Annotated in this window: 12 protein-coding genes; all 12 read right to left on the bottom strand. The window is 34.4% G+C overall.

Annotation, left to right across the window (positions count from 1 at the left end; translation table 11 throughout):
• Positions 1 to 54: 54 nt before the first annotated feature.
• Positions 55 to 915: a CPBP family intramembrane glutamic endopeptidase gene (locus ACNQGH_RS04850; protein ID WP_417954857.1), complete on the bottom strand. Its 861-nt coding sequence runs from the start codon at positions 913 to 915 to the stop codon at positions 55 to 57.
• A gap of 175 nt (positions 916 to 1,090) precedes the next feature.
• A complete protein-coding gene (locus tag ACNQGH_RS04845; protein ID WP_417954856.1) occupies positions 1,091 to 2,143 on the bottom strand; it encodes a serine hydrolase domain-containing protein in 1,053 nt (350 codons plus the stop codon).
• A complete protein-coding gene (locus ACNQGH_RS04840; protein ID WP_417954855.1) occupies positions 2,118 to 2,420 on the bottom strand; it encodes a serine hydrolase in 303 nt (100 codons plus the stop codon). The genes ACNQGH_RS04845 and ACNQGH_RS04840 overlap by 26 nt, the downstream gene beginning before the upstream one ends.
• 170 nt (positions 2,421 to 2,590) lie before the next feature.
• Positions 2,591 to 3,286 carry a porin family protein gene (locus ACNQGH_RS04835; protein WP_417954854.1) on the bottom strand — a complete coding sequence of 232 codons (696 nt, stop codon included), beginning with the start codon at positions 3,284 to 3,286 and terminating at the stop codon, positions 2,591 to 2,593.
• A gap of 401 nt (positions 3,287 to 3,687) precedes the next feature.
• Positions 3,688 to 5,196, bottom strand: coding sequence for a peptidase associated/transthyretin-like domain-containing protein (locus ACNQGH_RS04830; protein ID WP_417954853.1), 1,509 nt, complete (start codon positions 5,194 to 5,196; stop codon positions 3,688 to 3,690).
• Between the two features lie 750 nt (positions 5,197 to 5,946).
• On the bottom strand, positions 5,947 to 7,329 hold the full coding sequence (locus tag ACNQGH_RS04825; RefSeq protein ID WP_417954852.1) for an alginate export family protein: 1,383 nt from the start codon (positions 7,327 to 7,329) through the stop codon (positions 5,947 to 5,949).
• Positions 7,330 to 7,604: 275 nt separating this feature from the next.
• Positions 7,605 to 8,198 carry a short chain dehydrogenase gene (locus ACNQGH_RS04820; RefSeq protein ID WP_417954851.1) on the bottom strand — a complete coding sequence of 198 codons (594 nt, stop codon included), beginning with the start codon at positions 8,196 to 8,198 and terminating at the stop codon, positions 7,605 to 7,607.
• Between the two features lie 241 nt (positions 8,199 to 8,439).
• Entirely contained in the window at positions 8,440 to 9,093 is a 654-nt protein-coding gene (locus ACNQGH_RS04815) for a class I SAM-dependent methyltransferase (RefSeq protein WP_417954850.1), read from the bottom strand.
• Positions 9,094 to 9,104: 11 nt separating this feature from the next.
• Positions 9,105 to 10,136: an NAD(P)/FAD-dependent oxidoreductase gene (locus ACNQGH_RS04810; protein ID WP_417954849.1), complete on the bottom strand. Its 1,032-nt coding sequence runs from the start codon at positions 10,134 to 10,136 to the stop codon at positions 9,105 to 9,107.
• Positions 10,137 to 10,142: 6 nt separating this feature from the next.
• Positions 10,143 to 10,367 carry a putative antibiotic biosynthesis monooxygenase gene (locus tag ACNQGH_RS04805; RefSeq protein ID WP_417954848.1) on the bottom strand — a complete coding sequence of 75 codons (225 nt, stop codon included), beginning with the start codon at positions 10,365 to 10,367 and terminating at the stop codon, positions 10,143 to 10,145.
• A 92-nt stretch (positions 10,368 to 10,459) separates the two neighbouring features.
• A complete protein-coding gene (locus tag ACNQGH_RS04800) occupies positions 10,460 to 11,323 on the bottom strand; it encodes an AraC family transcriptional regulator (RefSeq protein ID WP_417954847.1) in 864 nt (287 codons plus the stop codon).
• 447 nt (positions 11,324 to 11,770) lie between these two features.
• The coding region (locus tag ACNQGH_RS04795) for a PIG-L family deacetylase (RefSeq protein ID WP_417954846.1) at positions 11,771 to 12,947 on the bottom strand (1,177 nt) is incomplete at its 5' end.

Below are 12,947 nucleotides of genomic sequence, written 5' to 3'. Positions count from 1 at the left end.
ATTTAGTCGGATTTAGGTTTTTAACTGTAGTGCAACGGCTTTTGCTCTAGTATGCTATTTATTTTTCCAATAAGGGTATACTAATTTATTTTTACTTAATCGCAGTAAAATTAATGAAGCGATTACACAAAAGATTATAGCTTGTATTGTTGCTTCGGGTCCAAATTCTCCGCCTGTTATTAAGTGACTGCCTGTTATTTTAGTAGTTAGTAAACCAGATGTTTTTTCATTACCGGAAGTAATTGCTCCAAAAATTCCGGATTGCATAAAATTCCATGCAAAATGTATAGCAATTGGGAACCATAGATTTCTAGCATAAATGTAAGCAGCACCCATTAAAAATCCAGCTTCAATACCGACACATAATCCGGACATTAAGGTGCTATTTGGATTTGCTAAATGCAATGCTCCAAAAATAATTGCCGTTATAAATAAAGAAATGTAGCTGCCTAATTTTTCTTCTATTATTCTAAAAATAATACCTCTAATTAAAATTTCTTCAAAAATGGCAACCGTGAAAGCTACTGTGAACGGAATGATTATAGCAGAAATAGGATTGACCGCAACTATTTCAAAGCCATCATTAAGGACAATTACCAATATTGTAAGGCTTTGTAATAATAGCCCTATCAGCGTTCCAGTAATAATATATTTCCCTATTCCTTTATTTGAAAATTCGGTGATCTCTCTCTTTTCGTATTTTCTAAAAAAATAGCTATAGGCTGCAATGACTGCTACAGATGAAATTAGGCCCTTAATCAGGTTTCTGTAATTTTTATCCAATGAAGTTAATTCAAGTATTTTTCCCGCCAATTGTTGCGCGATTATAAAAGCAATAAAACATACTAAAAGACCGAGTATGATTCTTGTTAATGGAAAGTTCAAAATTCTTTGCTTGTTAGTAATTGATTTCATAAGTTTTAGTATTTAGTTAGTGTTTGATTATCAGCTACAGGTCAAAAGTACTTGAAGAAGTAACCTGATAGATAGGACAAAAATGAAGTTGAATAGGATTTAAGTGAAATTAAATTTGATTAGCAAAACAGTGATTGCAGTCCGATGACATCAATAAAAGCAGAATGATTAACTATTACTTAATTTTATCTCCTCTTTTGGTACTTAATCCTTCCATGATGGTGATCTTATTGATAGTGTTTTTTTCGCTTTGAAAAGATACCCTGATGTCATCATCTTTTTGAAAGAAGTTATTTTCTTTATAAGCGAAAATCTCAATTGCAGCCCCGTTATTTCTTTGTATAAATAACTGATTGGCTATGCGAGTTATTTTGACCTTGTAATCTGTATTCACTTCATATTCACCAACATATTTTTCTAATGTATCGGGCATCAGTTTTATTTCATCAAAATAAGAATACGGTTTGTTGTAAAGTATTGCCAGTATCGAAAGTCCGATAGTTTCGATCTGGCGGTTGAAGATATTATTCAGTATAATGATGCTGACGTCTTCTTCCTGAATCCTGCCAAAATAACCTGTAAATCCTAAGATATTTCCACCATGAGAAACCACCTTTTTATTATCTATCGTATCAATCCAACAGCCCAACCCGTATCCTTCCAGAAATGGTGTTGTAGCTTTTTTAAGACTTGTTTTATTATAAACTTTATTGTTTAATAATCCTTTATGCCATTTATATAAATCGTCGACCGTACTATACAAAGAGCCCGCGGAATATGTTGCAGTGGAGTCCCATGGTATAGAGGCTTCCTTAATTGTCTTAGTGTATTTAGTATAACCAACAGCTTTATCAGGGTTTTGCAGTCCTGCAAAATCGAAGCCCGAATGCTTCATTCCCAAAGGTTTTAAAATAAAATCTTTTACAACCTGCTCGTATGGTTTACCGGTCACTTTTTCTATAATCATGCCTAAAAGCATGTATCCCGAATTGCAGTAGGAATAGTGCGTACCCGGGTCAAAATCCAGTGGCTTGTTGATAAAAAAGGAGAGCATTTGTTCTTTACTCCTCGGTTTTGTGCCTCCATTAAAAGCAACAGGGTCTCTCAGAATTTCATAAATTCCGGAAGTATGCGTGAGTAAATGTTTAATTGTTATTTCATTGCCCCTTACAAAATCAGGGAAATATTTACTGAGTTTGTCTTCAATGGATAATTGATTGGTTTTCAATTAATTTCAAGACAACAGCGGCAGTAAATTCTTTAGTTGTTGAACCTATCTGATAGATTGTATTTGTAGTGTTGAGGATATTCTTTTCTACATTTTGATATCCATATGCTTTTTTATACACGATCTTGCCTTTTTTACTCACCAGTACCGTACCATTAAAACGATTTATTTTTACCGCTTTTTCGATAAGGGAATCTATTCTTTTACCCAAATCCTGCCCATTGGCAGAAAGGACAGTATAAATGATTGCAAATAATGTTAGTATTGCTTTTTTCATAATTTATGTTTATTAAATAGGTAGGCCATTCGATGGTTTTATAAAAGTATTTTTTTATTGAATCGTATAATTCGTTCCATCCGCTTCGCTTACTCTCAAATAGCTAGGAAGATAGTTCTCAAAATTCGTTTAATGCTTTTTTATTTTCTTTCCGGCTCGGTGGTATCGTATTATTTTTTTTCAAGTGGGTTTGTTTTCCAGGGTTTAGAAAAAAGCACACTGATCATTAAAGCCCTGTTATAAATTTCTTTGTCGTTAGCTATATTGGTTAAACCATAATTGTATCTTATGTCCAAGGCAATCCTCCTTTGTTTCAATGGAAACTCAACCCCTCCGCCCATCTGAACCCCGGCATCGAACCGTTTAAAACCCTCACTTGAATTATTAAATGAGAGTTTGGTAGACTGATCGCCAAGTTTTCTTTTTCCACTAAGATTATAAGCGATGGATGGGCCGGCATTCATATAGAATTTTCCAAAATGAAAACGAGCCAGTACTGGTAACTCTAATGTATTTAATCGAAGGGTTGATTCTCTGGTAGATAATGGATTATTTGCTAATAATTGGCCGCCTTTCTTCATAAAATATAACTCAGAAACCAAAGAAAATCGTGAAGTAATACCGGCTTGAAATGACAGTCCGGCCTGTATACCCTTAACCGGCTTTTTATAATCTGCCAGGGCACTGTTTAAACTACCGTAGTTAAGGTTTGTACTCTCCGTATTGATCATAAGGTCTAAATAAGTTTTGGCTGTTTTTTTATGATCCTTGATTTTTTCTGATCCCAACTCAGTGGTTTGACAAAATGTATGTGTGCATAAGAAAATCATACATAGTATGAATGCTGCTTTTACTATTTTCTTCATAATTATTTTTTTTATATATTTTTAGTCAGTTTTAAGTTTGGCCGGAAATAAAGTTAAAAAAAGTATTAAGCTTATTTGAGGCTTGTTCCGTTACTGCATTCGTTAGGATGGCAGTATTTTGTTTGTATCCATTTTGTTTATATAATAATGTCGGTTTCAATGATTGTTTATTGGTTAAATAAAAAGATTCTTTGATAGTGTTTTTCGTAATTAATTTTTGCTTTCTTCCATAAATTGATTTAAAATTGAATAATTTGATATAAAGACTAAAATTTCATTAACTTGTTTTTTTTAAAACAAACCTTGCAATTTCTAAATTAAAATTTAGTATCATTTAAAAAAGTTTAATCAAAAAAGGTTATGATACCGTATGGCTGCAATTAGTTGTTTTTTTTATAGGATTAATTAATAGCTCTAAATTGTTTTATTTCTTCCAGAGGTTCAATTGTAATAAAATCTTTCCATATCTGAGGATCATAGCGTTTAAGACTTATGTATTTAAACTCTTCCTCCTTAATTTTTTCAAAGGCAATTGGAGTGATTTCGGACCTATGCAGATTCAAGAATTCCGTTTTATTAATTACATTCCCTTCAATTTTAATGTCAAAGGCAGCAACATCTTTTTCACTATGGGTTAGTTCAATTAACTTTAGCGGGCGGTTAATATATAAATATTGTCCTGTTTCCATAGAAAAATAGTGTAAATGATAGCTGATGTCGTTTGTTTTTTTCTCGTAGATAATGGTCCCATTACTTATGTTTTCAGATGTTTTAATCCCCAAAATAAATTTCATATTGAATCCACTTACTGTCTCTCCTTCTGCTAAATTATAATCGCATCTTAGGACTGCATAATCTGTCATCGAAACATATAGTTTTCCAACGTATTTTGCCTTACTTTTCCTAGGACTGAACTTTAATACATAAACGAATTCATCTTCATTGTAATGCATTTTACCTTCATAAACATAATCATACAACTCAGGATTGTTTACAAAATTAAGTTTGTCACTTTCAATAAAACTATTCTCGTCGATAATTGACGTAAGGCTTGATTTTGTAATGGACAATTTCGTTTTTTTAATCTTATTTTTCTTCTCATTGAAGCTTTTTCTCAATGAAATGGTATCTCGAGAACCAATAAGGCCACTTTTAAATCTGTAATATTTGGTTGTATCCAGATGTTTGAGAAAAATATTTTCAGCCATCTGTTTTATATCCAGCGATTGATCTCCATTTTTTAGCATTGTCGCTTTTAATACTTCAAGTTTTGGTATGGAAATAGACTTATTGTTCTGCTTTACAGTAGTAGTGTAGTAATTGCCTAGTAAATCTTTAAATTCAAGCGGTGGATGGGCCCGTAGGCTGGAGACAAATGCTTTCAAATCAGCGTTAGTTGCCTGAAGCTCTTTTTTTGAATATCCTGTTGATTTGGTGATTGCTGCATCATATTTTGAAGGCTTCAGAGAATGGGTTTGTCGGTAAAAAATTAAATCCTTTGTCGGCACCGCATTACTTTTGTAATTGATTTGCAGATTTTTTTTAACTTCTGCTATTATTTTGTAGGGGTCAGGAGTTATATTAGAAATATACACAGGATCTAGTTCAAATGCAATTGGTTCCAAAAAAACAGTGTACTGCTGGTCTTTCAATTCACCAATGGTAATTTTGCGCTCTAAGTATCCAAGATGTGAAACGGTAAGAAGAGCATCATCGCTTTTAAAGTTTTCAGATATTGAGAAGTACCCTTCAGCGTTAGAAATAGAGGTCAATTTCTCGTTAGTCTTTATACTGGCATAGGAAATACTTTCACGACTTTTGGAATCAATAATGTGTACAACGGTATTCTGGGCAATTGCTACTTGGCAGCTCAGCAAAATAAAGGACAAATAAAATAAGGCTCGTGTCATAGCTATCTTTATTTTCAGATTGGTACTGATAATAGTAATAGCAATTACTTTGCTATGTACTTACAACATCAATTACAATTGCAATGTAAATTATTGAACTGTGTTGATTTTCACATCCACCTCGCTTAATCTGAAATAACCAAACAGGATAGTTGTCAAAATTTGTTTCATTTTTAATATTTCCTTTCACCGCTGCAGGTGGGGATCCGAAGAATCCTGGTCTAAAGTGCCCGCAACGTTAAATAGTATGTTTGTGTAATTAAAATAAGCCTTTGATATTCCATAGTGGCTAATTTCCACTGGGTTTTCGGGTTTGGTACCTTCTTAGAGCACCAGGCTAATAAATATATTTCCCTGAAAAAAGAGATCGTCTCTACGGAGTATTCCGCTTTTGGGTTCTGGGTTAATTTTCTGATTCAGGGAGAAAATTATAAATACCCTTTTCCATAATTGTTTCTAGTACATTAATTGATAATGTTTTATGCAAAAGTCCAAGAATAAAGTTATCTCTGCAATATAAATATGCCAATTAAGCAAGAATGTCTGCAAACTCCTGTTTTAATTCTGTAAGACAAAAAAAATGTATTAATTTAATAAACTGTTTTTTATAATTTAATCAGTGATTCCTTGATAGGATTACGGCGAAATTAAAAAACATAAATCGTCCAATCATTAACATATGTTAAATAGTTATAAATATAAATTCGCTATGATAGTAAAATTTGAAGCTAAAAATATTTTTTTTACAGATTAAAATTTAAATGTTGATTTAAAAGATACATAAGAAACGTCTTTTCCTTTACCTGTTGCTTTTGGATAGCTTCCCGCTTTAAAGTAAGAGGCGTCAAAAGAGAAGGATAGATTTTTTGTTTGTTGATAGTTCGTTTCAAGAACATAGTATTCACCCAATGTTTTTTTGCTTGAACTAAAAAGCATAGTAGGCTTTGGTCTGTTTTCGATCATTCCAGGCGAATATGTCCCATCTTGATTACTATTTCGTGCCATAAAAAAAAGTTGTGCCAGTACGTTTAGTTTTTGAACTGGATTTATTTTAATGTATGGATATACACTGATGATGTTTGAAGCTCCAATAGGAACTGCAAGACCATAGGCAGGTCTGGCATATGTTAAATTGTAGGTGTTTAATTTGTTGTCAGTGCTATTTTTATCACCTGAAGCTGCATTAGCTGCAAAGCCAATTATTCCTTTTTTGCTCGGTAGTAGCATTAAATTCACATCTGCTAAAGCGGTATAGGCACTAATGGTTAAATTATTAAATGTACCGGATTGGTATCCTCCCTCAGCTTCAAAATTAATTTTTTTATAGTTTGAAAACAAACGTATGCCGTAGGTCTGTCTGTTTTCAAATCCGGTGTGATAGTTGTATTTTCTCAATTTGGATTGAAAATTAACGGCAAAATAATCCAATCCTATTGTGCGATTGGAAAAATAGTGCGTTCCATAGATACCAATTAATCCTTCTTTAAAGCTTTCGTCATCAAAAGCATATTGTTTGGATACTACTTTCGAAACGGCAAAGAAATCTATTTTTCCATTTTTCAGAACTTTTTTTATTACTAGCCCATCAAAAGTTAGCCTGGTGTTTGGTCCTTCTCTTACAGTAATTAACCTATTATTGCCATACAATAGTTCTTGTCTTCCTACTCTAAAATCCCAACTTTTTAATTTTATTTCAGCAAAAGCTTGATGAAGACTTAATTGGTTTTCATCAAATTCGGGAACCACTGGATTATCATTCAAGAAACGGAGTGTATTGTTGAGCTGGATAAAAAATCGAAAATGATTGCCTAATTCTATATTAGAGTGCACCATTAGCCGGTGCCAAAGTTGATTGGTTGAAATGTCCTGATAGGTAGGCGGTACGTCACCAAAGTTTATATTGTCATAAACCTGAAATTGTTCCCTCAATTCGCCACCGAAAGAAATGTAATTGTTAGCTCCTAAAGGAATATATTTTAACTGGTTAAGCCCTTTTTTAAGACTGTCTTTTTTTACTAGAGAAAAGTCATCATCATAACGCAAAATACTGATTTTATTTTGTGCTATAGTAGTTGTAACTGCCATGACAAAGACAAGGGTTATCTTGTAAATTAAATGATTACTATTTTTCATAAGTAGTGTAATAACTTGGTTTTTTACCAACCGATAGTTGATTAAATTTTAGATTTTGTGAGACGATTTGGAAATGGATTGATTTGTGTTTAAAACTGCTATTCGTTTTTTGATTGATTACCTTTAATAATACGTTAGGATTAGTGGTTTCAAAGGGAATTGTTATTGCTAAAGGTTTTGCATGTTTTTCTATCACATTGTTTTGATTTGTATCCGAAAGTCATTACCATTGCAAATAATGACAAACGGATACTATCGCCTTCGCGAATAAATATTTAAGGTTTAATTACGTGCCCCGTGCTTGCCCCAAATACACTTTTACGGAAGCAGTATTCCAGTTCTTTCATCGTTGTTGGAATTTCTCCGGGGAAATATGGAAAATATTGCGGAGAGTTTTCAATAACGGTTGGACTTACTGCGTTAATGCGAATGCCATTTTGCAGTTCAATTGCCGCTCCGCGTACAAATCCTTCAACAGCTCCATTGGCAGCCGATGCATTAGCGAAGTTTATCTGCGGTTCATGCGTTAAAGCACCTGTGATTAATGTAAATGAACCTTTAGGATTGATATAGTGTTGTCCAATAAGTACCAAATTAATTTGTCCCATCATTTTTCCTTCAACACCTTTTCTGAATTCTTTATCAGTCAATTTGCTCCAGGGGCCTACATAGGTTGGGCCCGCTGTTGAAATAAGAGCATCAAATGGGCCTACTTGTTTGAATAAATTTTCTATGGATTCAGTCGAAGTAATATCAACTTGAGCATCTCCACTTTCAGAGCCGACTCTGATGATTTCATGCTCTTTTTCAAATGCGCTGGATAAGTGCTTTCCCATGGTGCCTGTTGCGCCTACGATAATAATTTTCATTTGTTTTACTATTTAATATTATTTATTTAGCAAAGGTACTTCTGCCTGTAAGCTGGTGGATAGGACAAAAATGAAGTTGAATAGGACTTATTTAAATTTGTGCTGGAACACTTCAAGAGTTTTATCAGGGATGTATGAGAGCAAAATATTTTGGGCAGTCTCATACGGCTATTGGAAAAGCAAAAAAAGCCCTGAAACTAATTAAGTTTGGGCTTTTAAGAGCTTTTTTGTGTCTTGTCTGCTAGAGATCAGCAGTACTTGTTTTTTTTCTTCCAACAAATCGAATTACAGATCCCTTTCCAATATGATACTTGCCCTCCTTCAAAATGATTTCTTTCTCTTCCAGCAATACGATATCATAATTTTTAAAGTCCGCTTTTATTTCACTGGTGGAAAACAACATATCAATATCTCTGGGACCTCCCACCTTTGAATCAAATTCATTAAAGTGCAAGTGTTTTTTACTGAAAGCTTCAAAAATAATAATGCCGCCTGGCTTGATATATTCACTTAATTTTTTGTGGAGAGTTGATTTTTTTTCGGCTGCAAAATGAGCATAGATCAATCCAATGCCATCAAATGACTCTTTTTCAAATTGGAGTTGCTCCAGGTCTCCAACAATATAATCGATGGAGACAAGTTGCTCTTTTGCCAGTTCCAATGCCTTTAATTTCCCTTCTGTACTTAGATCGAATGAAGTTACTTCCCATCCCAATTGTGCGGCAAACACTCCATTCCGTCCCTCACCATCAGCCGGCATCAATATAGAACCAGGATCCAATTTTTGAAGCCATTTTTTGAAAAAGATATTAGGTTTTTTACCGTAAACAAATTCAGGTTCTTTATAGCGCTCCTCCCACATGTTTTGATATGCTTTATCCCAAGATTTATTCATAATTGTAAGTATTAAAATTGTTCTAAAATCATTTTCTTGCTTGCAGTCATACCTGCCGCTGTTCCCATTGCGACCGAATTGGCTACTGAACGCAGACGTGTCGTATTATCGCCACAGGCAAAAACGCCGGCAACTGTAGTTTCTTGAAAAGGGTTAACCTTGATGTAACCATCATCAGTTCGTTCGCATCCGAGAGATTCCGGGATGGAGCAATGTTGTTCAAAGGAGTTGCGGGAATATATGGCTCTGACAGCAGATTTTGTACCGTCTTTGAAAATGATATTTTGAAGGTATCCATTGTTATGTTGTAAACTTTCAATTTCTTTTTCAATTATTTTGATATGATGTTTTTTCAGTTTCTCCGTTTGTTCAACCGTCAAAGTTGACTTTCCGTTGGTAAACAACGTTAAATCATTGGTCCAATTAGAAATTAACTGGGACAATTCATTAGCATGTTCTCCGTTGCCTAGAATACCGGTTTTTTCATTCCTCACTTCATATCCGTGACAGTATGGACAGTGCAATACAGAAATACCCCAACAGGCGGAAAATCCATCTATATTGGGCATAGCATCTTTGATACCCGTTGCAAAAATTAACTTGGCTGCACGAAATGTTTCTCCTGATGCTACATCAATTTCAAAGCCATTATCCCTTTTTCTTCCATTAGTCGCTAAGCCGGTGAAAAAGGTCACGGTATCATATTTTTCTACTTGCTGTTTAGCAAGAACTGCTATTTCTGTTGGCGTTTTTCCATCTTGTGTGAGGAAGTTATGCGAATGAGGAGTTTGTATATTACAGGGTTTTCCGCTATCGATAACTAAAGCCTGCTTCAGCGCCCTGCCTAAAGCCATAGCAGCAGAAAGTCCGGAATAACTGCCCCCAACCACTATTACGTCGAATTGTTTATTGTCTTTCATCTTATTCTGTTTTGAAATTTTTATTAAAGGAAGCGGTAAAGTGAATGCCGTTATTGTAAGTCCGCTTCGTTTAATGAATTCACGTCTAGAAGAGGAGGGTAGCGTTTCCTTGTGAGATTTCACAATCGATTATTTTTTGTCAATTTCAGTTGAAAGGCGACGAATAATAAAATCCACAAAAGGAACACCAATAAAAACGATCCAAGGAACTAATGTAAGTGTAAGAAATAACGTTTTTATATACAAAGGCAATTCTAAGGATGATTTTCCTAATAGATATAAAAATAGTGTGATCGATGGGTAAATTACAACCCATATCTTTAAGGCTGCTATTAATTTCATTTTTGTTTTCATACAGATTACTTTTTTGAATAGTTATATTTATTCAGCAAAGATATCTCCGTATATAAGCAAAGGGATAGGACAAAATTAAAGTTGAATAGGACTTATTTAAAATTGTGTCGGAACGCCTCAGGGGAGTAGCCGGCGTGCTTTTTAAAAAATCTTATGAAATAGGAAATATCTTCGTAACCCAGATGATCTGCTATTTGGTTTACCTGATCGGATGTTGCAAGAAGGTATCTTTTGGATTCTAAGATAATATATTCATTAATAAGTTCAGATGGGGTTTTATTCAGTGATGTCTTAGTAATTGCATTAAGTTGATAAGTGGAAATATTCAACATAGCAGCATATTGGGATACCTGCTTATTTTCAGTAATATTAATCTCTAAAAGTTCTAAAAATTTCTCCAATTGTTCCTGCGCGAATCGGTTGCTGTCATTGGAAGCAATTTTCTTATTTTGACGATGTCTGACCAATTCGATAAAGAAAATGCTCAGATTTGATTTTATGACTTCTTGGTATCCCTCTTCTTTGGCGTTGTATTCTTTAAAGATATAAGTCAAAATTGCATCTAACTTTTTAAATCCATCGAGATCGAGGTTGCAAAAATTGATGTGGCTTACCTTGCGTAAAAGCTCTTGTGATAATAGGTTTTGAGAATAAAAAAAATTAGTCTTAAATTGAAGTAAATATCCTGTACTTCCAGCTTTCAAATTCAGCTGATGTACTTGTCCCGGGCGCATTAAAAATATAGAATGGTCACAAATTTCATAGTGCGTAAAGTCTATCTCGTGATACCCGCTGCCTTTTTTCAAAATTAGTATATAGTAGAAATCATGTCTATGAAGCTCCTGAACCATATCTTTTTCAGCCAGCAACTCTTCAATATCCCTTATGCTAAAGCTTCCAGACAAGTTTGGTTCTTTTTGGATTTCACTAATATGCCGTATTGGAATGTTTGCCATTTTTACTTAATAATTGAATAGGGTGGAGAACCATTGAATTTTACAAAGGAACTAAACCTTTTTTAATTGCCAAGAGCTTCTTTTAAGTGAACCGTACTTTTTAATTTAAAAGTAGCACTTATTTTTCACTTTTTATATCCTTCCTCATTTTTTTTAAAAACCCTTTGCGTAGCTTACATCAAATCAGGGACTAAAAAAAGAGAAAAAGAGGTTTGATGACAGGTATGATAAACAATAAGTATTCTGTTACGGGATACAGACTACTACCTTGGACGGCAGTTTTGTAACTGTCACGAAAAAAGAAAATCGAATGAAATTTGCTATCCTATAAATTTTGACCATTAATAGTACCGACAAACGTTCCACTTTTAAGAAATAACAAAACTCAGAATGAAACAGACTATGGTTCTCAAACGGAGTTTTGTTACCGGAATCTACTGTTGTTATTTAATAATCAAAACGTTTAAAGGCTTCAATAGCTTCGTATTCTGCCAAACCTAAATCATCATAAATCTTTGCCGTATTCTTATTGCGATCTTCGGCTCTGACCCAAAATTCTCTGGAGTCGTTTCCCTGAAACATCACCCTGTCTTTTTGAGATTGGTGGTATAAAATGGCATGTCTTTTTAATAAAACTTCATCCGGGCTTAAAGGGACAGCCATATCTATTTCGTGAATATCCCATTCATGCCAAGCACCTCTGTACAACCACAACCAACAATCATTCATATACGGCTTTGATTTGAGTTGTTTCATGGCGGCAAATATGGCATTCAAACAAACTTCATGAGTGCCGTGCGGATCTGCCAAATCGCCGGCAGCAAAAACCTGATGCGGTTTTATTTTTGCAATTATGTCCGCAACTATGGCTATATCTTCAGCACCCAATGGGTTTTTCTTTACTCGGCCCGTTTCATAAAAAGGAAGGTCTAAAAAGTGCGTGTTTTCATCTTTTAAACCAATATATCTAGTCGCAGCATAGGATTCACGGCGTCTGATCAGGCCTTTTAATTTTCGGACTGCAACAGAATCAATTTCATTTTCTGTTTTGTTGTTTAGGAAAGCTATTACTGCAGGAAAATCTACATTACAGTCTGTTGCTCCGATAAAATCATTGCATACTTCGGCAAATTTCAATGCTTCATCGTCTGTAACTGCAATATTTCCTGAAGTTTGATACACTACATGAACATCATGGCCTTGTTTTATTAATTTCGAAAATGTTCCTCCCATAGAAATCACGTCATCATCCGGATGCGGACTAAAAAGGATTATTCTTTTCTTTGCAGGATTGGCTCTTTCGGGTCTATTGGAATCATCTGTATTGGGTTTTCCTCCTGGCCATCCCGTTATCGTATGCTGCAGTACATTGAACATATTAATATTCAAATCATAAGCAGAACCTTCTTGCGCCAAAAGATCGGACATCCCGTTGTTGTTGTAATCCCTGTCGGTCAGTTTTAATATCGATTGTTTTGTTTTTTGGCACAACCAAACAATAGCTTTGTTTTTTAATTGCGGTGTCCAAATGCATTCGCCAACGAGCCATGGTGTTTCAAATCGGGTCAATTCGGAAGCAGCAGATTGGTCTAAAACGAAAGTGGTATTGGAATGGTTTTGTAAA

The sequence above is a fragment of the Flavobacterium kochi genome (assembly GCF_048286715.1).
Lineage (GTDB): Bacteria > Bacteroidota > Bacteroidia > Flavobacteriales > Flavobacteriaceae > Flavobacterium.
The sequence above is the reverse complement of the archived record's forward strand: the minus strand, read 5'-3'. Positions and strand labels throughout refer to the sequence as shown.

Bases quoted from the DNA above. Each gene is read 5' to 3' on its own strand.
- ACNQGH_RS04850 (WP_417954857.1), bottom strand. From the start codon at position 915: ATGAAATCAATTACTAACAAGCAAAGAATTTTGAACTTTCCATTAACA.
- ACNQGH_RS04840 (WP_417954855.1), bottom strand. From the start codon at position 2,420: ATGAAAAAAGCAATACTAACATTATTTGCAATCATTTATACTGTCCTT.
- ACNQGH_RS04835 (WP_417954854.1), bottom strand. From the start codon at position 3,286: ATGAAGAAAATAGTAAAAGCAGCATTCATACTATGTATGATTTTCTTA.
- ACNQGH_RS04830 (WP_417954853.1), bottom strand. From the start codon at position 5,196: ATGACACGAGCCTTATTTTATTTGTCCTTTATTTTGCTGAGCTGCCAA.
- ACNQGH_RS04825 (WP_417954852.1), bottom strand. From the start codon at position 7,329: ATGAAAAATAGTAATCATTTAATTTACAAGATAACCCTTGTCTTTGTC.
- ACNQGH_RS04820 (WP_417954851.1), bottom strand. From the start codon at position 8,198: ATGAAAATTATTATCGTAGGCGCAACAGGCACCATGGGAAAGCACTTA.
- ACNQGH_RS04815 (WP_417954850.1), bottom strand. From the start codon at position 9,093: ATGAATAAATCTTGGGATAAAGCATATCAAAACATGTGGGAGGAGCGC.
- ACNQGH_RS04805 (WP_417954848.1), bottom strand. From the start codon at position 10,367: ATGAAAACAAAAATGAAATTAATAGCAGCCTTAAAGATATGGGTTGTA.
- ACNQGH_RS04800 (WP_417954847.1), bottom strand. From the start codon at position 11,323: ATGGCAAACATTCCAATACGGCATATTAGTGAAATCCAAAAAGAACCA.